Source organism: Streptomyces sp. SAI-127 (assembly GCF_029894425.1).
Taxonomy (GTDB): domain Bacteria; phylum Actinomycetota; class Actinomycetes; order Streptomycetales; family Streptomycetaceae; genus Streptomyces.
The window spans coordinates 5477751-5502389 of sequence record NZ_JARXYJ010000001.1; the positions used below are offsets into that span (position 1 = coordinate 5477751).

11 protein-coding genes and 2 rRNA genes are annotated in these 24639 nt (G+C 69.0%); 7 read left to right on the forward strand and 6 right to left on the reverse strand.

Annotated elements, in window-relative coordinates:
* Nucleotides 1-19: 19 nt before the first annotated feature.
* From trmB to M2157_RS25130, 3 genes are all read right to left on the reverse strand, one after another.
* Nucleotides 20-898 carry a tRNA (guanosine(46)-N7)-methyltransferase TrmB gene (gene trmB, locus M2157_RS25120; protein WP_280858598.1) on the reverse strand — a complete coding sequence of 293 codons (879 nt, stop codon included), beginning with the start codon at nucleotides 896-898 and terminating at the stop codon, nucleotides 20-22.
* A gap of 185 nt (nucleotides 899-1083) precedes the next feature.
* Complete coding sequence (lhgO, locus tag M2157_RS25125) at nucleotides 1084-2304, reverse strand: L-2-hydroxyglutarate oxidase (protein ID WP_280859062.1); 1221 nt, start codon at nucleotides 2302-2304, stop codon at nucleotides 1084-1086.
* A 72-nt stretch (nucleotides 2305-2376) separates the two neighbouring features.
* Nucleotides 2377-3801, reverse strand: a complete 1425-nt coding sequence (locus M2157_RS25130; protein WP_266517170.1) for an MFS transporter — start codon at nucleotides 3799-3801, stop codon at nucleotides 2377-2379.
* Nucleotides 3802-4484: 683 nt separating this feature from the next.
* On the opposite strand from M2157_RS25130, the gene M2157_RS25135 reads away from it, so the two are divergent.
* Both M2157_RS25135 and M2157_RS25140 read left to right on the forward strand, forming a co-directional pair.
* Nucleotides 4485-6572 carry an asparagine synthase-related protein gene (locus M2157_RS25135; protein WP_280858597.1) on the forward strand — a complete coding sequence of 696 codons (2088 nt, stop codon included), beginning with the start codon at nucleotides 4485-4487 and terminating at the stop codon, nucleotides 6570-6572.
* Between the two features lie 681 nt (nucleotides 6573-7253).
* On the forward strand, nucleotides 7254-10505 hold the full coding sequence (locus M2157_RS25140) for a BTAD domain-containing putative transcriptional regulator (RefSeq protein WP_280866262.1): 3252 nt from the start codon (nucleotides 7254-7256) through the stop codon (nucleotides 10503-10505).
* On the opposite strand, the gene M2157_RS25145 is transcribed toward M2157_RS25140, so the two are convergent.
* Both M2157_RS25145 and M2157_RS25150 read right to left on the reverse strand, forming a co-directional pair.
* Nucleotides 10492-12411: a sigma-70 family RNA polymerase sigma factor gene (locus M2157_RS25145; protein ID WP_280866263.1), complete on the reverse strand. Its 1920-nt coding sequence runs from the start codon at nucleotides 12409-12411 to the stop codon at nucleotides 10492-10494. The two genes, M2157_RS25140 and M2157_RS25145, sit on opposite strands and share 14 nt — an antisense overlap.
* A 259-nt stretch (nucleotides 12412-12670) precedes the next feature.
* Nucleotides 12671-13453: a helix-turn-helix domain-containing protein gene (locus tag M2157_RS25150; RefSeq protein WP_280858594.1), complete on the reverse strand. Its 783-nt coding sequence runs from the start codon at nucleotides 13451-13453 to the stop codon at nucleotides 12671-12673.
* 374 nt (nucleotides 13454-13827) lie between these two features.
* Between M2157_RS25150 and M2157_RS25155 the strand changes: the two genes are divergently transcribed.
* Both M2157_RS25155 and M2157_RS25160 read left to right on the forward strand, forming a co-directional pair.
* Entirely contained in the window at nucleotides 13828-15207 is a 1380-nt protein-coding gene (locus M2157_RS25155; protein WP_280866264.1) for an NAD(P)/FAD-dependent oxidoreductase, read from the forward strand.
* Between the two features lie 219 nt (nucleotides 15208-15426).
* The gene (locus tag M2157_RS25160) at nucleotides 15427-17073 is read left to right on the forward strand and encodes a SpoIIE family protein phosphatase (RefSeq protein ID WP_280858592.1); all 1647 of its coding nucleotides are present in this window, start codon (nucleotides 15427-15429) and stop codon (nucleotides 17071-17073) included.
* Nucleotides 17074-17113: 40 nt separating this feature from the next.
* On the opposite strand, the gene M2157_RS25165 is transcribed toward M2157_RS25160, so the two are convergent.
* Nucleotides 17114-18382 (reverse strand): MFS transporter, encoded by a 1269-nt coding sequence (locus tag M2157_RS25165; RefSeq protein ID WP_280868267.1) that lies wholly within the window; start codon nucleotides 18380-18382, stop codon nucleotides 17114-17116.
* A gap of 122 nt (nucleotides 18383-18504) precedes the next feature.
* On the opposite strand from M2157_RS25165, the gene M2157_RS25170 reads away from it, so the two are divergent.
* The 3 genes from M2157_RS25170 (at nucleotide 18505) to M2157_RS25180 (ending at nucleotide 24633) form a co-directional block, all read left to right on the forward strand.
* The gene (locus M2157_RS25170) at nucleotides 18505-19053 is read left to right on the forward strand and encodes a MarR family transcriptional regulator (RefSeq protein ID WP_266517189.1); all 549 of its coding nucleotides are present in this window, start codon (nucleotides 18505-18507) and stop codon (nucleotides 19051-19053) included.
* Nucleotides 19054-19679: 626 nt separating this feature from the next.
* A 16S ribosomal RNA gene (locus M2157_RS25175) occupies nucleotides 19680-21205 on the forward strand.
* A gap of 305 nt (nucleotides 21206-21510) precedes the next feature.
* A 23S ribosomal RNA gene (locus tag M2157_RS25180) occupies nucleotides 21511-24633 on the forward strand.
* Together the 16S and 23S rRNA genes form the textbook arrangement of a ribosomal RNA operon.
* Nucleotides 24634-24639: the final 6 nt, after the last annotated feature.

Sequence of the window (24639 nt, forward strand, 5' to 3'; positions counted from 1 at the left end):
CCGCAGGCGGGGCGGGTGATCAGACGCCGGTGGGGGACTGGTCGGATCGGTCGGGTCGGTCGCCGTGCTGTACGCGGCGGAACAGCAGGTCGTTCACGACATGTCCTTTGTCCAGTCCCTGCCCCTCGAAACGAGTCAGCGGCCGGAAGTCGGGACGCGACGCAAAACCGCCGTCGGCCTGTGTGTTCTCGAAATCGGGATGCGCCGTGAGCACGTCGAGCATCTGCTCGGCGTACGGTTCCCAGTCGGTCGCGCAGTGCACCAGCGCCCCCGGCCGCAGCCGCGTCGCGGCCAGGTCCAGGAACTCCGGCTGGATCAGCCGCCGCTTGTGGTGCCGCTTCTTGGGCCAGGGGTCGGGGAAGTAGACGCGCAGCCCGTCGAGCGAGTCCTCGGTGAGCATCTCGCGCAGCAGGATGATGGCGTCGCCGTTGCCGACCCGGACGTTGGACAGTTTCTGCTGCTCGGCGAGGTTGAGCAGGTTCCCCTGCCCAGGGGTGTGCACATCGACGGCGAGGATGTTGATCCCCGGCTCCGCGGCGGCCATCTGCGCGGTGGCCTCACCCATCCCGAAGCCGATCTCCAGCACGACCGGGTGGTCGTTGCCGAACATCTCGGCGAGGTCGATCGTGCGCTGCCCGTCGATGTCGAGGCCCCATGTGGGCCACAGCCGCTGCAACGCGTCCGCCTGCCCCGCCGTCACCCGACTGCGGCGCGGCTGAAAACTCCGGATCCGCCGCTCGAAGTGCGATCCCGCGGGATCGGCACTGGGCCCGTCGGGAAACCGCGGCTCCCCTTTGGCCCGGGTGTGCCGAACGGGGGCACCGGGGGCGTGCGGAGCGGACTCGCCGGCGGCGGGCCGGGACCGGGGGGCTTCGGGGGCGTTGAGGGAGTCAGACACAGTGGGGTCGATTTTACGGTGACCTCGGGGACGAACGCCGCGCAGGGATGCTCCGGCCGTTACGTCCGGGTGGGGCTTCTGGGCTGTCGCGTCCGGGGCGGGGCGTCTGAGTCGTCGCGTCCGGGCCCATCCCGTCCGGGTGTCTGCGTTCGGGGCGTCACGGACGGGTGGCGGCACCCGCACCGTCACACCGAGCGCAGCGCCTCCAGCGCCCGGCGGGCCACCTCCCGCCCGATCGGCAGGGAAGCCGTCGCCGCGGGCGAGGGCGCGTTCAGCACGTGTACCGCCCGAGCCCCCTCGCGGATCAGGAAGTCGTCCACCAGCGTGCCGTCCCGCAGCACCGCCTGGGCCCGCACCCCGGCCGCCGAAGGCACCAGATCATCCGCCGTGACGGCAGGCAGCAGCCTGCGCACAGCCGTGGTGAAGGCCCTCCGGGACACCGAGCGCCGCAGCTCCCCCGTGCCGTACCGCCAGTGCCGCCGGGCTATCTGCCACGACCCCGGCCAGGCCAGCGTCGCCGCCAGCTCCGAAGGCCGTACGGTCCCCCAGTCGTACCCTTCCCGGGCCAGCGCCGGGACCGCGTTGGGCCCGATGTGCACGCCCCCGTCGATCCCGCGCGTGAGATGCACCCCGAGGAACGGAAACGCCGGATCCGGCACCGGATACACCAGTCCCCGCACCAGCTCGGGCCGCGCCAGCGAGTAGTACTCACCCCGGAACGGCACGATCCGCATCCCCGGCTCGTCCCCGGTCAGCCGGGCCACCTCGTCGCAGTGCAGCCCGGCGCAGTTCACCAGCACCCGCGCCCGTACGACGTCGCCGGCGCCCGTCAGCACGGCGACCCCGAGCTCCGGCCGCCGGTCGATCCGCCGCACCTCGGCGCCGTACCGGATCTCCGCGCCCGACGCCTCGGCCAGCTGCCGCGCGACCCCGACGAAGTCGCACACCCCGGTCGTCCCGACGTGTATGGCGGCGAGCCCCTCGACCTCGGGCTCGTACTCGGCGATCTGGGCGGCCCCCAGCTCGCGCACCGGAATGCCGTTCTCCCGTCCGCGCTGCACCAGGCCGTGCAGCCGGGGCAGCTCGCTGCGCTCGGTGGCGACGATCAGCTTGCCGGTGACGGCGTGAGCGATGCCGTACTCCGCGCAGAACTTGACCATCTCGGCGGCGCCCCGCGCCGCGTACCGCGCCTTGAGCGACCCGGGCCGGTAGTAGATCCCGCTGTGGATCACCCCGCTGTTGCGCCCGGTCTGATGCCGAGCGGGCCCCGCCTCCTTCTCCAGCACCACGACCCGGGTACCGGGCGCGCTGCGTGTGATCGCATACGCCGTGGACAACCCGACAATGCCCCCACCGACCACGAGCACGTCACAGTCGTAAGCGATCCCCGTCGACACCTGCACCACCTCCCACACCCGATAGTGCACTGCACCACTGACAGTCACTTCAAACGCGGGGGCGGTGACGGCCTCCGGGGCTCAGGCCGGAGCCATCAGCAGCGGCCGGGCCCGCTCCCGGAGCTCCACCACCCGCGGCTCATCACCGTACGGCTCCAGCCGATGGAGCAGATCCTTCACGTACTCGGTGGTACGCGCCGAGGAGATCCGCCCCGCGACCTCCACCGCCCGCACGCCCTGCTCGCACGCCGCGTCGAGATTGCCCGACTCGAGCTCGGCGACCGCCGAGACGACGAGGCGCAGCCCGTGCGACCGTACGAACTCCTCCGTCGGCTTCGACAGCGCCTGCTCCGTGAACCGTCGCACCTGACGCGGTGCCTTCAGATCCCGGTAGCACTCGGCCGCGTCGGCGGCGAACCGGTCGTACGAGTAGAAGCCGAGCCACGACGGGTCGTTGTCCCCGTCCCGGGACCGCTCCAGCCACCCCTCGGCAGCCTTGAGCGCCGCTCCGGCCGCGGCGGCGTCACCCGCACGCGCGTGTGCCCGCGCCTCGACGAGCCGGAAGAAACTCATGGTGCGGGCCGTCGCCAGCCCCCGGTTGCGCTCCAGCGCGGCCTGCGCGAGATCGACGCCCTCGTCGCCGAAGCCTCGGTAGGTCGCCTGCAACGACATCGACGCCAGCACATACCCGCCGAGCGGTACGTCCGCCGCGGCCCGGGCCAGCCGCAGTGCCTGGATGTAGTACCGCTGCGCCGCCTCCTGCTGGCCCGTGTCGAAGGCCATCCAGCCCGCGAGACGGGTGAGTTCGGCGGAAGCCCCGAACAGTGCCCGGCCCACCTCGTCGGAGTACGAGCCGAGCAGCAGCGGTGCCGCCTCCACCCTTAAACACTCCGGCACCATGGACGAACGCCAGTCGCCGCCTCCGTACTTGGAGTCCCAGCGCCTGGCGTCCTCGGCGGCCTCCCGCAGCTTCTGCACATCGCTGTGGCCGACTTTGAGCGGTGCGCCGGAGCCCTCGGAGTGGTTCACCTCGCGCGCTACCGAGCTGTCGGCCGGGGTTATCAGCCACCGTGAGGCGGGCGTTGCGTATGCGCTCACTGCGAACGAACCGGCGAGGGACTGCCAGATGCCGCCCGCGCCCGATCGGCGGCCGGCGAGGTCGAGACGGTAGAGCTCCGTGGCCGACCTGACGGCCTGTCCGACGTCCCTGGGGAAGGCGAGGCCCACCTCCGGCGCGGGATCCGCGTCCGCCAGGCCGATCTCGTGGAGCGGCACCGGGCGGCCGAGCTTCTGGCCGATGGCGGCGGCGATGAGGTGCGGCGCCGCACCTTGCGGCACCATTCCCTTCGACACCCAGCGCGCCACCGACGTCTTGTCGTAGCGAAGAGTCAACCCGCGTTGAGCGCCAAGATCGTTGACGCGACGCGCGAGTCCTGCGTTGCTGATTCCCGCGAGGGCGAGAACGGTGCCGAGTTTTTCGTTCGGCCCGCGTTGCTCCCTGGACATGCGCCACCCCTCGACACAGACGGCTGCCGCGCTGGCATAACCACGCGGCATTCGTAAACCCAGCGTAGTTCGCCGCATCCCAAGCGTTAAGAGGCATTGTTCCGGATGGCGGGATTGTGGTCCGTACTGAAGTACGGGTCCGATACGCGCAGTTGTGTCGTGCTCCCGCTGTGTGGCCGTGCGCCTGTCCGTGCGCTCTTCTCCAGCCAACGGGGGAGCGCTTCCATGGATGATGCGTGGGTCGGCCCGCTGTACTGGATCCAGTGGGCTGGGGGACACCGCCGCCTCCATCCCCGCGGGCGGCGGACGGGCCCGGGGGGCGAAGTGGCGTCTCCCGGGCTGCGCGCCTGTTGTGCGGCGCGCGGACTGTGTACGGAGCGTGCGCGAGCGTGTCCCCATGACGCCGATTTGGCCGAAAACCGACCCTCGTCTTCGCGGGCGAACAGCCCTCCTACCATGGCAGTTGAGGGCGCGTTAGGCGTTTTGGGGGAGCGTATCGGGGGCGCATTCGCGTCGCACGCCCCTTGCCTCGCGTGGGTGTTCGCAGGCGTACGCGGGTGTTCACAGGGGCGCGTTCCCCGCATCTCAAGCGACTCCACCGGCCCTCCGGCACGCTTCCTTCATGGCAGCATGGTGACCGGTTCGTACGGTGCACTGGTTGTCCACAGCCTGTGGAGGCGTCGATGCGGTGGTTGGTGGGATGGAGCAGCACCGCCGCGGGCGTCTCCGGAATCGGGACGGCGGGGGCGACCGGAGGCGACGGCGAGACCGTGCACCCGGTGGGTTCCCACCTGCTGTGGGGTGACCCCGACCCGCTGTGGGCGGTCGGTGACTGGCGCCCCGACGAGGTGCGCGTGGTCACGGTCGACGCGCAGACCCGGATCGCGGTCCTGGGTACCTGCGGGGCCTCCGACGAACAGCTGCGGGTCGGACTGCTCGCCGCGCGCGGAGGGGCACTTCGGCATCTGACGGCCTGGTCGGGGGCGTACACGGCGGTGGTCCAGGTGGGCCGCCGGATCACCGTGGGCGGCGATCTGGCGGGCGCGCGGCCGGTGTTCTACACGCCGTGGGCCGGTGGTACGGCCTACGCGACCGCGGCCCTGCCGCTGGCCGACCTCATCGAGGCCAACCTCGACTTCGGGCACCTCGCCGCGCTGCTCGCCGCCCCCGACGTACCGGGCGCGCTCCACGACTCCACGCCCTATGAGGGTGTTCGGCGCATCCCGCCGGGTCACGCGCTGATCCTGCGCAACGGCGCGCGCGAGATCGCCGGCTACGAGCCGGTCGCCTCCCTCGCGGTCGCCGCGCCCTCCGCCGACCCGGACAGCGCGGTCGACGGTGTCCGGGACGCTCTTGTCGAGGCGGTGCGCGCCCGGCTCTCCGCGCCCCGGCACGTGCCCGACATCGACCCCGGTCCCGTGCCCGGCATGGGGCCCGCCGAACGCCGTGCCGCGCGCGGGATGCCGGTGCCCGGGATCGGGGCCGACCTGTCCGGGGGGCCCGCGTCGGGGACGCTCGCCCTGCTGGCCGCCGGGCTGCCCGGGATGCCGGGGACGGTCCTGGGGCACGGCACCGGGGCCGGCGAGCGGCTGCTCGCGGTCACCTTCAACGACCTCGCCGTGGGCGGTCGGGAGGCCGAGCTGGAACGGGCGGGGACGCTCGCGGCGAATCCCCGGCTGCACCATGTGGTGGTGACCGGCGGCGAGGAAACGCTTCCCTACGCCGAACTGGACGGGCCGCTGACGGACGAACCCGGGCCGTGTCTGGTGACGGCCGCGCGGCACCGTGCGCGGCTGGCCGCGGGCAGCGCCGACCACTTCACGGGCTACGGGGCCCGGCAGGTGCTGGACGCCCATCCGGCGCGCCTCGCGGACCTGCTGATGGACCGCAAGCGGCGCCATCTGGTCAGGCCGGTGGCCGCCCTGGCCAAGGCGGACGGTTCCGTGTTCGTCCCCGCGCGTGTGTACGGCGCCGCGCGGCGGCTGGCCCGTACGCCGTACCGGGTCGGTCTGGAGATGTTGGCCGACCGGCTCATGCACCAGCGTTTCGACGAGCCCGGGGGTGCGGTGGGGGCGTCGCTCGCCGCGCTCACCTGGGCCAGACCGGGGCCTGCGGCGCGGTGGCTGACGGGGGAGGCGCTGGCTGAAGTATCGGTTCGCCTGCAGGGGGCCACGCATCGGTCCGGGGTGGGCCCCGGGCAGCATCCCGGCGATTTCCGCGCGCGTGCGGCACTCGCTCGTCACGCGTCGGACCTTCGCGTCCTGGAGCAGGCCGTGGAGATCCGCTCCCAGCGGCTGCACGCGCCGTTCCTGGACAACCAGGTGGTGCGTGCCTGCCGTGCCCTTCCCGAGGCGCTGCGGGTCCGGCCGGGGGCCCGTGCGGAAATCCTCCGTACGGTCCTGGAGGGCGCCGGTGTCTCCGACCTCCCGCCCGGCTGGGGTGCCCCGTCCCACGCGTCCTCGGCCGCGGCGACCCGTACGGGGCTGCGGGTGGCGGCGGACTCCTTGATGTCCCTGTTCGGCACACCGTTGCTGGCACAGGCGGGCCTGGTGGAGGCCCGGGTGGTCCGCAAGGCGCTCCGGGCGGCGGCGGAGGGTGAACCCCTGCCGCTGGACGGCCTGGCGGACCTGGTCTCACTGGAACTGTGGCTGGGCCGCCTGCTGGCCCGCCGAGGCACCTGCTGGACCGGAACGCCGGCACGCGCGCGTGCGGTACCGGCGGGGATTCGGCCGCAGCGGGGGGCGTTGGGAGCGGGGGCCTCCGGCGGTTGAGCGGGTGCGGGTGCGGGTGCGGGTTCGGTTTCGGGTGCGGGTTCGGTGGGGGCGGGCGTTTTGCGCAGTTCCCCGCGCCCCTGGGTGCCTGCGGCGGCCCGTTTCGGCTTCGGTGGGGGCGGGTGTAGCGCGTGGGGTTCGGTGGGTGGGTCGGGGCCGGGGTGGGGGGTGTCCGTCCTCGGTCCGGCGGCTCGGTCCCTTGAGCAGGGCTCGGTGACGGACGCCGGCCGCTGCGGGCGGACACCCCCCACCCCGTCCCCTGCGCGCCGTACGCGGCGAACGGTCCGTCGGGGTGCGCGGTGCGGTGATCGGTCCGTCGGGGTGCGCGGTGCGGTGATCGGTCCGTCGGGGTGCGCGGTGCGGTGATCGGTCCGTCGGGGTGCGCGGTGCGACGAACGGTCCGTCGTGGCGCGCGGTGCGGCGAACGGTCCGTCGTGGCGCGGGTGACTGCAACTCCCCAGGGGCGCGGGGAACTGCGCGACCAGCCACGACGCACCCGCAGCCGCCCGACGACATGGTGAGGCACTCTCATAGGAGCCCCGCCCAAGCCCAGCTGCCCGCGGGAACTGCGCGACCAGCCCCCACCGGGCCGCACTCGCCCGACAACCGACCCGGCACATCCTCAGGCGCCACCCGGCGGAAAGGCGGAGCCGATGCCAGGAAGCCGGTGACAATGAACCGGTGCGGTACAGAATCCTGGGTGTGACCGAGGCGGCGGACGATCACGGCGTCGGCATACCCCTCGGCGGCCCCCGCGTGCGCACGCTGCTCGCCGCCCTCGCCCTTCGCCCCGGCCGTACCGCGAGCCCCGAGACTCTGATCGACGAGGTCTGGGGCCACGAGCCGCCCCAGGACGCCCCGGCCGCCCTCCAGGCACTGGTCGGCCGTCTCCGCCGTACCGTCGGCAAGGACACGGTCGTCTCCGAACCCGGCGGCTACCGGCTGGCCGCCACCGAGGACGACGTGGACCTGTACGTCTTCGAACGCCTCGTACGGCAGGGAACCGCCGCCCTGGCTCACCGGGACGCACGGACAGCCGCACAGAACCTCACCGCGGCCCTCGCCCTGTGGCGCGGTGACGCCCTCGCCGACCTCCCCGACCGCACCGCCGCGACCCGCCCCGAGACACTGCGCCTGGAGGCCACCCGGGCCCGGATCGAAGCGGATCTGCTGCTCGGCCGTGCCCAGGACGTCGTACCGGAGCTGAAAGAGCTGACCGGGGCGCATCCGTACGACGAGCCGCTGCACCTCCTGCTCATCCGCGCCCTGCGCGACACCGGCCGCGGCGCCGACGCCCTCGCCGCCTACGAGACCGCCCGCCGCGCGCTCGCCGACGGACTCGGCACCGACCCGGGCCCGGAGTTGCGAGACCTGCACGCCGATTTGCTCACGGCCCCTCTCAACCGCCCCCGTGTCGAACGCACCGGCAACATCCGTCCGCGCCTTACCTCTTTCGTGGGCCGGGAACCCGAACTCGACGCCATCCGTTCCGAATTGCACAGGGCCCGCCTCGTCACCCTCACCGGACCGGGCGGATCCGGAAAGACCCGCCTCGCCGAGGAAGCCGCCGCCGGGCTTCCGCAGGCGTGGCTGGTCGAGCTCGCCCCGCTCGACCGGCCGGAGGCGGTGCCCGGCGCGGTGGTCAGCGCGCTCGGTCTGCGCGAGACCGTGCTCATGACCACCGAGCTGACGGCCCCGCAGGACGACCCGATCGCCCTGCTCGTCGAGTACTGCGCCCAGCGCAGCGAGCTCCTGATCCTTGACAACTGCGAACATGTCATCGAGGCGGCGGCCCGCCTCGCGGAGACCCTCCTCACCCGCTGCCCGGGGCTCACCGTCCTCGCCACCAGCCGTGAACCCCTGGGCGTGCCGGGCGAGTCCGTGCGCCCGGTCGAACCCCTCCTCCCCGACCAGGCGCACCGCCTGTTCGCCGAGCGCGCCGCCGCAGTCCGCCCCGACGCGGCCGCCGTGCTCGCCGACCAGGAGGCCGTCGCCGAGATCTGCCGGCGCCTGGACGGGTTGCCGCTCGCCATCGAACTGGCGGCGGCCCGACTGCGCCTGCTCACCCCCCGCCAGATCGCCGACCGCCTCGACGACCGTTTCCGCCTGCTGACCTCCGGCAGCCGTACCGTCCTGCCCCGCCAGCAGACCCTGCGGGCCGTCGTCGACTGGTCCTGGGAGCTGCTGGACGAGCGGGAGCGAACACTCCTGCGCGAGGTGTCCGTGTTCGCGGGCGGCTGGGAGCTGGAAGCGGCGGAGGCCGTGTGCACCGGGCCGGCCGCGGAGCTCCTCGGCACGCTCGTGGACAAGTCCCTGATCGTGGCCACCCCATGCGAGCGGGACGGCTCCGACGGCATGCGCTACCGCCTGCTGGAGACCATCCACGAGTACGCCGTCGAGCGCGCCGCCGAGCGCCCCGAGCTGCGCGCCGCCGCCGAGCTCCGGCACCGCGCGTGGGTGCGGGCACTCGTGGAGGAGGCCGAACCACAGCTGCGCTCGGCCGGACAGCTCCCGTGGATCTCCCGTCTGGAGACCGAGCTGGACAACATCCGCGCGGCCGTCGACCGCACGCTCACCGCGAGCGACGAGGCGCAGGCCGGTGACCTGGTCCTCGCCATGGGCTGGTTCTGGTGGCTGCGCAACTACCGCCGCGAGGGAATGACCTGGGTGGACAGGATCCTGCGCCTGGGAGTGGCCCTGGACCACCTCCGGTCCGATGGCGAAGCCGAGGACCCGATCGACGCCTACCTCGCCGCCCCGCGCACCGAGACGAACCACCCGGCACACCGCCGACGCATGAACCTGCGGATGCTCCATCTCTTCCTCAAGGCCGAGACGGAGCCCATGGACGGCGACCTGGATCCCCGCCTGCGCCGCTATGTGGAACTCGTCCGCAATCACTTCGCCCAGGGCGGTCCCGACGCCGCCCGCCTCCCCGGCATCGTGTGGCCCATGATCGGCCTCACGCTGAAGGAACCGGTGGACATCCGCCCCCTGATGGACGCCTCCGTCGCCCACTGCCGAACCCACGGCGACGACTGGGCCGTAGCCACCGCCCTGATGCTGCGCACCCACATGGTGGTCGACTCCCCGGGCGGCCTGACAGGTGTGGACGACGACCTGGAGGAACTCCGCGTGCTCAGCCGCCGCGTGGGCGACCGCTGGCTGCGCGCCCAGGTCAGCAGCGCGGCCGGCGAGGCCGCCATGGCCCGCGGCCGCCCCGCCGAGGCCAAGGAGGAGTACGAGGAGGCACTGCGCCTCGCCTACGAGGTGGGGGCGTACGCCGAGACGCCGTTCCTCATCGCCCGGCTCGCCGAGGTCGCGTACCGCACCGGCGACCGCTCCACCGCGCTGACCACCCTGGACGAGGCGGGCGCCGCGGGTGACCGGTACGGCGTCCCGGAGACCCGGGCGTTCGTCAGGCTGATGCGGGCCCACATCGCCCTGGAGGACAAGGACACGGCCCGCGCGCGCGAGTTGGTCGACGCGGTGCGCGAGGAGATCGGACAGTCGTCCCCGCCGCCCCAGTTCACGGTGATGCTGAACTCGGTCGCCGCGATGGTGACGGCCGCCGAGTCTGGCCCGGAGCACGGCCTGCCCCTGCTGGCGGACACCGTCCGCGAGGCCGTCGAGAAGCGGTGTTCCGACACGGTCGTGGCGGCGCTCGTGGACGGCGCGGCGGCCCTGCTCTGCGACCTCGGCGATCTCCCGCGCGCGGTCCGGTTGCTCGCCGCGGCCGAGCGGTGGCGCGGCGGCGATCCCCGTCCCCACCCGGAGCGCGTGGAGGCGGAGCGAGCGGAGGCCACCGCCCGCACCGGCCTGGGCCCCGTGCGCTACGCGGCGGAACACGCCCGGGGTTCGGCCCTCACCCCGGACGAGGCTCTCGCCGAACTCGACGAGGTGGCGCGGGCGCAGCGCGCTATGAACACCTGAACTTCGACTCCGCCCAGTCGGCGAGCATGAGGTCGTCGAAGGGGGTGTGCGGCTCGACCACCAGGCGTACGGTCCTGCGCCCGGCGAGGTTCACCTGCACGGGCACGGCCGGGTCGCCGGCCTCGACCAGCCCGGACCTCCACAGCCGCACCCCGTCGGCGTAGACGGAGAAGTACACCTTGCCGAGGCCCAGCGTCATGTCGTCGACGCCGACCATCGCGTCGTAGGAGGAGCAAGCGCGGTTGAGGTCGATCACGACGGAGGAGCGGCCGTGCACGGTCACGCCGTGGGCGTACTCCTGGTCGGCGACCGAGACGCCGTAGCGCTGCCACACCCAGCTGCTCTCGCCGATCCGCATCTCGGGCTCGCTGCCGTCGCCGGAGACGTCGTAGGCCAGCTCGCTCCACTGGTAGACGGCCGGAGGGGGCGGGGGAGTGGGCGTATGAGTGGGCGTGGGGGTGAGCTTCGGGGGCGGTGTCGGTTTCGGGGTGGGGGTCGGCTTGGGAGTCGGGGTGGACTTCTGGGCCGGTGAGGGGGTGGGGGTGGGTGTCGGCTTCGGGGACGGTGCGGCCGCGACGGGGATCAAGGGGGGAACCGGCTCGGGCTTCTTCGGGGAAGGCGTGGGCGCTGGCTCGGCCGGCTCGACCACCGGCGCGGACGCGGGCGGCTTGGCGTCCGGCTTCCTGGCCGGGCTGTCGTCGCCGATCAGCGCGAGCGCCACCGCGGCGGCGGCCACGGCGACCACACCGGCCGCGATACCGGCCTTCACCGGCGCGCCCAGCCCCTCCGAGGCCGCTGCGCCGCCGGCTCCCGCCCCGCCCGAGGAGCCCCCGCTCGTCGCGGCGGCCGCGCCCGCGGCACCGGCCGCTGAAGCTCCGCCCGCGATGAGCCCGGCGGCCTTGGCGTACCCGGCGGCCCCGAACCAGCCGATGACCGCGATCGGTACGACGGCCGGGATACCACCAGCGACTTCCTTGATCTGGCCCGCGGCCAGCCGGCACTTGGCGCACTCCTCGAGGTGCTTGCGCAGACCCCGTTCGGCACGGGTGCGCAGGCCGCCGCGGGCGTAGGCGCCCAGCCGGTCGGCGTAGCGGGCGCACTCCTCGTCGGAGGCGAGGGTGGCGCTGACGTGGGCCTGCAGATAGGCCTGCTTGAGGCCCTCGCGGGCGCGGCTGGCCAGCACACGCGTGCCGTTGGCGTCGAGCCCGAAGAGCGTGGCGACCTCGCTCGGCGACTCGTCCTCGACCTCGGTGTGCCACAGGACGGCCTGCCAGCGCTCGGGCAGCGACCGGAAGGCCTGCATGGCCATGGACTGCTCGGCCACGTGCATCGCGCGCACATCGGCCCCGAGATCGCGTGTGTCGTCGTCGGAGACCTCGGACGAACGCGTGGCCTGTGCGGCGAACACCGCGAAGTCGTCGACGAGCTGCTCCCGCTTCGCCGACTTCGTCCAGCCGGCGGCGACGCGGCGGATGCTGGTGAGCAGATAGGGGCGCACGGCGTGCTCGGGGCCGTGGCCGCCGCGTACGGCCTGGAGCATGCGGGCGAAGACCTCGGCGGTGAGGTCGTCCGCGGTGTGGCCGTCGCGGCAGCAGGTGCGGGCATAGCGGCGCACCGCCCCCGCGTGGCGCCGGTAGAGCGCCTCGTAGGCCGTGTCGTCGCCGGAGCGCATCCGGTCGATCAGATCGGCGTCGGACGTCGGCATCTCCCTGGGCGGCGGCAGGAGGCCGCCGTCCTGCCGCCGGTCGCGCTGCGCCGGGACGCTGCCCTCGACGGGTTCGCCGGCCTGTTGCGGGATGCCGCCCTGCGGGATCCCGGCGCGGCCGCCCTGGCCCGGCACCTGTGGGGTGCCACCGGCTTCCCCGTCGCCCTCGCCAAGGGGTTCGTTCCGCCCGTCAACGCTCATCGCGGAATGCCCCCGCCGCCGGCCCAACCAGTCCCGAACACCGGGTCAGAGTGCCATATTGGCTTTTGGTCAGTGCTCTGCCGTACGGAGCATCCACTCGTCCGTGGGGACTTCCCGCACGGCAGCACTGAGGATCACCCGTCCGGGGAAGGCTCAACTGTCGCGGCTGATGCAGGAGTTGGCTCGCCCGCCCGGAAAGCGCCGGAATGTTCCGGGGTGCGGACGTCAAACGACCGCACCCCGCTGTCACCCTTTCGAGTCACATCGGCCGGGACCGCAACCCCTCCAGCAGGATGTCCAGCAGCCGCGCAGAGGCGGCCGCCTGATGCGCCGCGTCCGGCAGCGAGGGCGCCGCGGTCGCGATCACCAGCAGGACGTCCGAGACCGACACGTCCGTCCGCAGCTCACCGGCCGCACGCGCGCGGTCCACGAGCTGGCCCACGACCTCCAGCAGCGCCGCCGCCCCGGCGTCGTCGTCGGCGGAGACCATCGGGGCCTCCTCCGGCACCAGCCGCAGCTCGCCGGAGCCCGGAGTCGTCCGCTGCTGCGGCACCCGCGTCCCGTCGTAGCCGTCGGTGCCCTCGTCGGCGACCCCGACCCGCAGCACCTGGGGCGGCAGCAGCCGCCCGGCACCGGACGCGACCGACGTGCGCAGGAAACGCGACAGCGCCGACCACGGTTCGTCCTCCTGGCCGAGCGCCGCCCGCGCCTGGTCGGTCAGCCGGGAGGTCTCCTCCTCGGCTATCCGCCGGACCAGGACGTCCTTGCTCGGAAAGCGCCGGTACACGGTGCCGACACCGACCCTGGCGCGCCGCGCCACGTCCTCCATCGGCGCGCCGTAGCCCAGCTCGCCGAAGACCTCGCGCGCCGCGCGCAGTACGTGTTCCAGGTTGCGCTGTGCGTCCACGCGCAGCGGGGCCGAACGCGATCCGTCACGTCCGCTGCCCGCCGCGCTCATCGCCGAACCCATCGCGCCGCCCATCGCCCCGCCACCGGGTGCGATGGCGGACGCGGTAGACCAATGAGAGTCCTGAATGTGCATAAATGATCCCCCGGTAATGACGTCTCCCCCCGGAGACTCTCCCCGCCATCGAAAGCCGGAGCGTGCGGAACAAGCCCGTTTCGCGAGTCCGCCCGTCGCGGACCCGGAGCGCATCCCCCTACACCCCGTCGACACACGAACATAGTTGAGTGGGGGTCAATTCAGAAGGGGCAGGTTCCGCACGGAGCGCCCCCCGATCGGAGTACGGGTGGCAAACGCCCCGATTGCACCCCGTCCGCCCGCCCGGCGCACACCCATTGACCTGCGGACCTTCCGCGCGCTCCGGAGATACGGCCAACCCGGCGCGCCGATGAACTCCGGTCACACAATTTGTCGAGGCTGTGGACAAACTCAAGCGACGGGTGCGTCATGGGATGGTGAAGGAACGTGCGCGCATTCTGGTTGTCGGCGGTGGCTACGTCGGGATGTACACGGCTCTGCGTCTGCAGCGGAAGCTGAAACGGGAACTCGACCGGGGTGAGGTCGAGATCACGATCGTCACGCCCGACCCGTACATGACCTATCAGCCGTTCCTGCCCGAAGCGGCCGCGGGATCCATCTCCCCGCGCCATGTCGTCGTACCACTGCGCCGCGTCCTCGACCGCTGCCGTGTCGTCGTCGGCGAGGCCACCGCGATCGACCACGCCAAGCGCACGGCCTCCGTCGCCACCCTCGCCACCGAGGAGGAGCGGACGGGCGGCGAGCAGCTGTCGTACGACGAACTCGTCCTCGCCCCGGGTTCGGTCGCGCGCCCGCTGCCGATCCCCGGACTCGCGGACCACGGCATCGGATTCAAGACGGTCGAGGAGGCCATCGGCCTGCGCAACCACGTCATCGAGCAGATGGACATCGCCTCCTCCACCCGCGACCCCGCGATCCGCGACGCGGCTCTCACCTTCGTCTTCGTCGGCGGCGGCTACGCGGGCGTGGAGGCACTCGGCGAGCTGGAGGACATGGCCCGCTACACCGCCCGCTACTACCACAACGTCCTTCCCGAGGACATGAAGTGGATCCTCGTCGAGGCCTCCGACCGCATCCTTCCCGAGGTCGGCGAGGAGATGGGCCGCTACACGGTCAGCGAACTGCGCCGCCGCAACATCGACGTACGCCTGAACACCCGCCTGGAGTCCTGCGTCGACCGCGTCGCCGTCCTCAGCGACGGCAACCGCTTTCCCACCCGTACGGTCGTGTGGACGGCCGGCGTAAAACCCAGCCCGCTGCTGGCCGCCACCGACCTCCCGCTCAACGAGCGAGGGCGGTTGAAATGCACCCCCCAGCTCACCGTCGACGGCACCACGCACGCGTGGGCGGCCGGAGACGCGGCCGCCGTCCCCGACCTCACCGCCGAGGAGCCCGGCAAGGAGACGGCCCCCAACGCCCAGCACGCCGTCCGCCAGGCCAGGGTCCTCGGCGACAACATCGCGCACGCTCTCCGGGGCGAGCCCCTGGAGACGTACTCCCACAAGTACGTCGGCTCGGTGGCCTCCCTGGGCCTCCACAAAGGTGTCGCGTACGTCTACGGACGCAAGCTGAAGGGCTACCCTGCCTGGTTCATGCACCGCGTCTACCACCTCAGCAGGGTCCCCACCTTCAACCGCAAGGCCCGCGTCCTGGCCGAATGGACCCTGTCGGGGCTCTTCAAGAGGGAGATCGTCTCGCTCGGTTCACTCGAACATCCCCGAGCGGAGTTCGAACTCGCGGCCGGTGGAAAGCATCCTCACGACCCGACGAACGACCCGAAGGGGTCGTCCTGACCGGACCGAGGAACTCCACGGACCGCCCCGGCGTCTGACGAATGTCGACCCGGTCGGTCACCTGCCAGACTGGTGCCCGACTTCGGACGGGCAGCCGCCCGCCCCTCGAACCAAGAGGTTTCCCACCGTGCTGCACCCCCGGGCTGCCGTCCCCAGCCCACCGGCCGGGCCCGGAGCCGGCCCGAAGACGCCGAAGACGACGACACGAGGCAAGGATTCGTGAACTTCACGCGCTGGAGCGCCCGCCTCCCCGGAACGCAGCGCCGCGCCGCAGCGCGGACCGACGATTTGGTCACCGAGGACCGCCTGAGCGAGGGCGCCGTCCCCGCGGCCCGCGCCGAACAACTGACCGTGCCGGCCCCCGCCGTCGACGAACTCCCCGTACGCGAGGTCCTCGACCGTGTCCCCGCCCTCGTCGCCCTCGTCCACGGCCCCGACCACCGCCTCGCCTACGTCAACGACGCCTATGTGGTCGCCTTCGGCCTGCGCCCCACGGGCGAACCGGCCCGCCGGGCCCTCCCGGAGCTCGACGAGATCGGCCTCCTTCCGCTTCTCGACCAGGTCCTGCGCAGCGGCAAGCCCCGCACCGTCAAGTCCCGCAAGGCCCCCGACGGCCGCTCCTACACCTTCACCTGCACCCCGGTGACGGAAGGACACGGGGGTGGTGGCGGTGGCAGCGGTGTCCTCGTATTCGCGACCGACGTCACCGACCACGCCGAGGCCGCCGAGCGCCTCCGGGCCAGCGAACGCCGCCAGCGCGAGACCGCCGTGACCCTCCAGCGCAGCCTGCTCCCCCAGGAGCTCGAAGAACCGGACGACCTGCGCATCGCCGCCACCTACCTGCCCGGCGGCACGGAGGCCGCGGTCGGCGGCGACTGGTACGACGTCATCACCCTCGGCGGCGGCCGCACGGCCCTGGTCATCGGCGACGTCATGGGCCGAGGGGTCCGCGCGGCAGCGGTCATGGGCCAGCTCCGCACGGCCGTCAGGGCGTACGCCCGCCTTGACCTGCCCCCGCACGAGATCCTCCAGCTCCTGGACGGCCTCGCCATGGAGATCGACGCCAACCAGATCGCCACGTGCGCGTACGCCATCCACGACCCGAACGAGGGCAAGCTGGTCTACGCCTCGGCCGGTCACCTGCCCATCCTGGTCCGCGACGAGAGCGGCGTCGTCCTGCGCGCCGACGAACCCACCGGCCCGCCGCTGGGCACCGGCGGCTGGATGCACGCCTCGGGCTCCATCCCGCTCGGCCCCGGATCCACGGCGGTGCTCTACACGGACGGCCTGGTCGAACGCCGTGACGAGGACCTGGACGAGGGCATCGCCGCACTCGAGCGCGCCCTCGCCGGCGCGACCGGCAGCCCCCAGGTGATCTGCGACCGCCTGGTCCGCTCGGCCGGCGTCACCGCTGAACACGACGACGACGTGGCCGTCATGGTCCTCCAGCACCCCGCCCACACGGGCCCCGACGGCGATCTCTTCCGCAACGCCGCGTTGGAACTGCTGGGCGGAGTCGAGGCGGCCCCACGCGCGCGTGCGTTCGCCTCCGGCGTGCTGACGAGTTGGCGGTTCCCGGTGGAGCTGCATGATCTGGGCGTGCTCGCGGCGAGCGAGCTGGTCGCCAACTCCCTGCAGCACGGAACCCCGCCCATGCGGTTGCGGCTCCGCCGAACCGACCGGCGCCTGATCGTCGAGGTGACGGACGGGGACGACCATCTGCCCCGGCGCCGGCGGGCGGAACCCGGAGACGAGTCCGGCCGGGGAATCGCCATCGTGGCGACCATCGCGTCGAACTGGGGGTCTCGGAGGACACCGGGGGGCGGAAAGGCGGTCTGGTGCGAGTTCGTGCTGCCGAAGGGATAGCGCGGGTCACGTTGTTCCCCGCGCCCCCAGGGGGTTGCGGCTAGGCGGCCACGGACTTCGACGTCGCTCCACCCTGGGCCACCACTCGGCTCTTCCGCAGTGACGGCTGGTTCTGTACGGGGGTCAGCTGCCTGCCCAGCCGGACGGCCAGGTAGGTGATCCCCAGCGAGAACAGCAGGAACGTCACGATGTACGGCGCATGCAGGGAGGCACCCATCGGGCCACCGACCGCCGGGCCCACCGCCAGGGCGAGCTGCTTCACCAAGGCGAAGGCGGAGTTGTACTGGCCCGCCATTCCCTCCGGCGCCAGATCGGCGACCAGGGGGGCCACCGTCGGCGACAGCATCGCCTCGCCCAGCCCGAACAAGGCGTACGTCGAGACGAAGGCGGCCGTGGCCATCTCCCGGCTGCCATGCCCGAGGCCCGCGTAGCCCGCCACGATCCACGCCACGGACCAGATGATCCCGACCGCGGCGATCACCCGTGACCGCCTCCGCCGCTCCACGAACTTCAGCACGGCGAACTGCGCCACCACGATCATCGCGGTGTTGGCGGCCAGAGCCGTCCCCATCGCGGAGGGGGAGATGCGGGCGGCCTCGACGCCGTAAGCGCTCAGCCCGGACTCGAACTGTCCGTAGCAGGCGAAGAACAACACGAAGCCCAGCACGCACAGCTGCACCATGGCGCGGTTGCCGAGCAGCTGCTTCCAGCTGCCTTTGGCGGACCTGGTCGGCGCGCCCTCGATGCGGGGCGCGTGCGGCAGGCGCAGAGTCGCCATCACGACCACCAGCAGCAGGAACACCGCAGCCTCGATCGCGAACAGCATGGTGAAGGACGTGGCGCTCGACGTGTCGACGAGATGCCCGCCGATGAGACCCCCGACGCCGAGGCCGAGGTTCTGCAGGAAGAACTGCGTCGCGAAGGCCCGGGACCGCGTCTCCGAGGTGGAGCAGTCCACGATCATCGTCGCCAGCGCCGGCTGCATGACGGCCTGACCGGCCCCGAGCGCGGCCGCCGACAGCAGCACCGTCGCCGCTTGGCCCGCGAGTCCGAGACTCAGCGCCCCGAGCGCGGCCGTGATCAGGGCGACGAGCAGCACCGGAAGCGGGCCCCGGCGGACGATGGCCCGTCCGGCGAACGGCAGCACGATCAGTGCCGCCACGGCGAAGACTGCGAGGACCAGCCCCGCCGTCATGGCCCCCAGCCCGCGCACCTGCGCCACATAGACGTACAGGTAGGGCACGGTGAAACCGAGCCCGAACGCGCTGAGTGCGTTGCCCACGTGGATCCGGCGCATCGCTGCGCCCATCGCCCTGGTCACGTTCACCTCTCTCACTAGTTAGGAGTGAAGACTTCAAAGCTAAAGTTCGAAGCTAAAGAGTACATAATGAAGGACTTCAAGGCAAAGGAGGCGCGTGCCATACTGCGGCCATGGCCGAGACTCCTGGCGTCCCCGAGCCGACGCTCGAAGAGCAGATCGCCGCCTACCAGCGCGAGTTCCAGGACCTCGACCCCCAGGTCGAGCAGATCGTCTCGGCGCTCTCCCGTCTGAACCGCCGCATGAACGTCGCTTACGGCCGTCAGACCGCAGATCTCGGCATCAGCAACGCCGAGTGGGAGGTCCTCAAGGCCCTCGTGCTCTCCGGTGCCCCCTATCGGATGGGTCCCAGCGAGCTCGCCAAGCGCCTCGGCCTCACGCCGGCCGCCATGACCCACCGCATCGACCGCATGCTTGCCGAGGGTCTGGTGACCCGGGAGCGGGACGAGACCAACCGCGTCCGCGTGATCGTGGAGCTGACCGCCGAAGGCCGCGAGAAGTGGCTGGAGGCGATGCGACTGGCCACGGTCTTCGAGGAGGACCTGCTCCAGGACCTGTCCGCCGAGGAGCGCAATACCCTCGGGGACGTCCTCACCCGGCTCCTGCGTAGGGTGGAGCACGCACAGCCGGACGCCGGTGGGCGGCTCAGTGACCTCGACTAAAAGATCTTGACAGAGGGTGCTTGACAGCCACTTGCCGGATCCGTAAAGTTCTTCGGGTTGCCACGGAGCCGTAACGGTTCTGTGGTAGCGCCTCAGCCGCGCAGGCGGCCACTCAAACCATCAGAACGATCTCCCACTCGGGATGAATTCGGTGTGCCCGAATTCAATTCGATTGGGTGCGGCCCTCGATTTGGGACCGCAGCGAGAGTCCGCTAAGGTTTGAGACGTCGGAACGGCCCAAGGGCCGGGAAGGCAAGCCCCGCTGACTGGGAATCAGGCCCGAAAGGATCTGATAGAGTCGGAACCGCCGGAAAGGGAAACGCGAGAGCGGGAACCTGGAAAGCACCGAGGAAATCGGAACCGGAAACGGTCTGATAGAGTCGGAAACGCAAGACCGAAGGGAAAAGCCCGGAGGAAAGCCCGAGAGGGTGAGTACAAAGGAAGCGTCCGTTCCTTGAGAACTCAACAGCGTGCCAAAAATCAACGCCAGATATGTTGATACCCCGTCTCCAGCATCTGCTGGGGCGAGGTTCCTTTGAAAAAACACAGCGAGGACGCTGTGAGCGACCGCCTTATTCCGGTGGTCGCTCCGCTCTCGTGTGTGTCGACCGGATTACCGGTAAACATTCACGGAGAGTTTGATCCTGGCTCAGGACGAACGCTGGCGGCGTGCTTAACACATGCAAGTCGAACGATGAACCACTTCGGTGGGGATTAGTGGCGAACGGGTGAGTAACACGTGGGCAATCTGCCCTTCACTCTGGGACAAGCCCTGGAAACGGGGTCTAATACCGGATACCACTACCGCAGGCATCTGTGGTGGTTGAAAGCTCCGGCGGTGAAGGATGAGCCCGCGGCCTATCAGCTTGTTGGTGAGGTAATGGCTCACCAAGGCGACGACGGGTAGCCGGCCTGAGAGGGCGACCGGCCACACTGGGACTGAGACACGGCCCAGACTCCTACGGGAGGCAGCAGTGGGGAATATTGCACAATGGGCGAAAGCCTGATGCAGCGACGCCGCGTGAGGGATGACGGCCTTCGGGTTGTAAACCTCTTTCAGCAGGGAAGAAGCGAAAGTGACGGTACCTGCAGAAGAAGCGCCGGCTAACTACGTGCCAGCAGCCGCGGTAATACGTAGGGCGCAAGCGTTGTCCGGAATTATTGGGCGTAAAGAGCTCGTAGGCGGCTTGTCACGTCGGGTGTGAAAGCCCGGGGCTTAACCCCGGGTCTGCATTCGATACGGGCTAGCTAGAGTGTGGTAGGGGAGATCGGAATTCCTGGTGTAGCGGTGAAATGCGCAGATATCAGGAGGAACACCGGTGGCGAAGGCGGATCTCTGGGCCATTACTGACGCTGAGGAGCGAAAGCGTGGGGAGCGAACAGGATTAGATACCCTGGTAGTCCACGCCGTAAACGGTGGGAACTAGGTGTTGGCGACATTCCACGTCGTCGGTGCCGCAGCTAACGCATTAAGTTCCCCGCCTGGGGAGTACGGCCGCAAGGCTAAAACTCAAAGGAATTGACGGGGGCCCGCACAAGCAGCGGAGCATGTGGCTTAATTCGACGCAACGCGAAGAACCTTACCAAGGCTTGACATACGCCGGAAAGCATCAGAGATGGTGCCCCCCTTGTGGTCGGTGTACAGGTGGTGCATGGCTGTCGTCAGCTCGTGTCGTGAGATGTTGGGTTAAGTCCCGCAACGAGCGCAACCCTTGTCCTGTGTTGCCAGCATGCCCTTCGGGGTGATGGGGACTCACAGGAGACCGCCGGGGTCAACTCGGAGGAAGGTGGGGACGACGTCAAGTCATCATGCCCCTTATGTCTTGGGCTGCACACGTGCTACAATGGCAGGTACAATGAGCTGCGATACCGTGAGGTGGAGCGAATCTCAAAAAGCCTGTCTCAGTTCGGATTGGGGTCTGCAACTCGACCCCATGAAGTCGGAGTTGCTAGTAATCGCAGATCAGCATTGCTGCGGTGAATACGTTCCCGGGCCTTGTACACACCGCCCGTCACGTCACGAAAGTCGGTAACACCCGAAGCCGGTGGCCCAACCCCTTGTGGGAGGGAGCTGTCGAAGGTGGGACTGGCGATTGGGACGAAGTCGTAACAAGGTAGCCGTACCGGAAGGTGCGGCTGGATCACCTCCTTTCTAAGGAGCACTTCTCACCGATCCCCTCGGGGTGAGGTCAGAGGCCACTACGCAGGCACACGTTCTGCGGTGGTTGCTCATGGGTGGAACGTTGATTATTCGGCACTTTCAGTCATCTCGGGCTGCCAGTACTGCTCTTCGGGGCGTGGAAAGCTGATCACGAGTGGCGAGGGTGTCGGGCACGCTGTTGGGTGTCTGAGGGAATGATTTCCCTCGATGCCGGCCCCAGTGAACTCGCCTGTGAGGGCGGGGTGATGGGTGGCTGGTCGTTGTTTGAGAACTGCACAGTGGACGCGAGCATCTGTGGCCAAGTTTTTAAGGGCGCACGGTGGATGCCTTGGCACCAGGAACCGATGAAGGACGTGGGAGGCCACGATAGTCCCCGGGGAGTCGTCAACCAGGCTTTGATCCGGGGGTTTCCGAATGGGGAAACCCGGCAGTCGTCATGGGCTGTCACCCATACCTGAACACATAGGGTATGTGGAGGGAACGCGGGGAAGTGAAACATCTCAGTACCCGCAGGAAGAGAAAACAACCGTGATTCCGGGAGTAGTGGCGAGCGAAACCGGATGAGGCCAAACCGTATGCGTGTGAGACCCGGCAGGGGTTGCGCATTCGGGGTTGTGGGATCTCTCTTTCACAGTCTGCCGGCTGTGAGACGAGTCAGAAACCGTTGATGTAGGCGAAGGACATGCGAAAGGTCCGGCGTAGAGGGTAAGACCCCCGTAGTCGAAACATCAGCGGCTCGTTTGAGAGACACCCAAGTAGCACGGGGCCCGAGAAATCCCGTGTGAATCTGGCGGGACCACCCGCTAAGCCTAAATATTCCCTGGTGACCGATAGCGGATAGTACCGTGAGGGAATGGTGAAAAGTACCGCGGGAGCGGAGTGAAATAGTACCTGAAACCGTGTGCCTACAAGCCGTGGGAGCGTCGGACATCAAGCTTGCTTGGTGTCTCGTGACTGCGTGCCTTTTGAAGAATGAGCCTGCGAGTTTGCGGTGTGTTGCGAGGTTAACCCGGGTGGGGTAGCCGTAGCGAAAGCGAGTCCTAATAGGGCGTTTGAGTAGCACGCTCAAGACCCGAAGCGGAGTGATCTAGCCATGGGCAGGTTGAAGCGGAGGTAAGACTTCGTGGAGGACCGAACCCACCAGGGTTGAAAACCTGGGGGATGACCTGTGGTTAGGGGTGAAAGGCCAATCAAACTCCGTGATAGCTGGTTCTCCCCGAAATGCATTTAGGTGCAGCGTCGTGTGTTTCTTGCCGGAGGTAGAGCACTGGATAGGCGATGGGCCCTACCGGGTTACTGACCTTAGCCAAACTCCGAATGCCGGTAAGTGAGAGCGCGGCAGTGAGACTGTGGGGGATAAGCTCCATGGTCGAGAGGGAAACAGCCCAGAGCATCGACTAAGGCCCCTAAGCGTACGCTAAGTGGGAAAGGATGTGGAGTCGCAGAGACAACCAGGAGGTTGGCTTAGAAGCAGCCACCCTTGAAAGAGTGCGTAATAGCTCACTGGTCTAGTGATTCCGCGCCGACAATGTAGCGGGGCTCAAGCGTACCGCCGAAGTCGTGTCATTCATGCAATAGGGCCAACGCCCGTATGGATGGGTAGGGGAGCGTCGTGTGCCGGGTGAAGCCGCGCCGGAAGGCAGTGGTGGACGGTTCACGAGTGAGAATGCAGGCATGAGTAGCGATACACACGTGGGAAACGTGTGCGCCGATTGACTAAGGGTTCCTGGGTCAAGCTGATCTGCCCAGGGTAAGTCGGGACCTAAGGCGAGGCCGACAGGCGTAGTCGATGGATAACCGGTTGATATTCCGGTACCCGCTGTGAAGCGTCAAACATCGAACCAGGCGATGCTAAGTCCGTGAAGCCGTTCCGGACCCTTCGGGGAATGGAAAGTGGTGGAGCCGGCGAACCAGACTTGTAGTAGGTGAGTGATGGGGTGACGCAGGAAGGTAGTCCAGCCCGGGCGGTGGTTGTCCCGGGGTAAGGGTGTAGGACGTCAGGTAGGTAAATCCGCCTGGCAATAGTCTGAGACCTGATGCCGAGCCGATTGTGGTGAAGTGGATGATCCTATGCTGTCGAGAAAAGCCTCTAGCGAGTTTCATGGCGGCCCGTACCCTAAACCGACTCAGGTGGTCAGGTAGAGAATACCGAGGCGTTCGGGTGAACTATGGTTAAGGAACTCGGCAAAATGCCCCCGTAACTTCGGGAGAAGGGGGGCCATCACTGGTGAGAGGACTTGCTCCTCGAGCTGGGGGTGGCCGCAGAGACCAGCGAGAAGCGACTGTTTACTAAAAACACAGGTCCGTGCGAAGCCGTAAGGCGATGTATACGGACTGACGCCTGCCCGGTGCTGGAACGTTAAGGGGACCGGTTAGTCACATTTCGGTGTGGCGAAGCTGAGAACTTAAGCGCCAGTAAACGGCGGTGGTAACTATAACCATCCTAAGGTAGCGAAATTCCTTGTCGGGTAAGTTCCGACCTGCACGAATGGCGTAACGACTTCTCGACTGTCTCAACCATAGGCCCGGTGAAATTGCACTACGAGTAAAGATGCTCGTTTCGCGCAGCAGGACGGAAAGACCCCGGGACCTTTACTACAGTTTGATATTGGTGTTCGGTTCGGCTTGTGTAGGATAGCTGGGAGACTTTGAAGCGGCCACGCCAGTGGTTGTGGAGTCGTCGTTGAAATACCAGTCTGGTCGTGCTGGATGTCTAACCTGGGTCCGTGATCCGGATCAGGGACAGTGTCTGATGGGTAGTTTAACTGGGGCGGTTGCCTCCTAAAGAGTAACGGAGGCGCCCAAAGGTTCCCTCAGCCTGGTTGGTAATCAGGTGTTGAGTGTAAGTGCACAAGGGAGCTTGACTGTGAGACCGACGGGTCGAGCAGGGACGAAAGTCGGGACTAGTGATCCGGCGGTGGCTTGTGGAAGCGCCGTCGCTCAACGGATAAAAGGTACCCCGGGGATAACAGGCTGATCTTCCCCAAGAGTCCATATCGACGGGATGGTTTGGCACCTCGATGTCGGCTCGTCGCATCCTGGGGCTGGAGTCGGTCCCAAGGGTTGGGCTGTTCGCCCATTAAAGCGGTACGCGAGCTGGGTTTAGAACGTCGTGAGACAGTTCGGTCCCTATCCGCTGCGCGCGCAGGAATATTGAGAAGGGCTGTCCCTAGTACGAGAGGACCGGGACGGACGAACCTCTGGTGTGCCAGTTGTTCTGCCAAGGGCATGGCTGGTTGGCTACGTTCGGGAGGGATAACCGCTGAAAGCATCTAAGCGGGAAGCCTGCTTCGAGATGAGTATTCCCACCCCCTTTGAGGGGTTAAGGCTCCCAGTAGACGACTGGGTTGATAGGCCGGATCTGGAAGCCCAGTAATGGGTGGAGGTGACCGGTACTAATAGGCCGAGGGCTTGTCCATATTTGC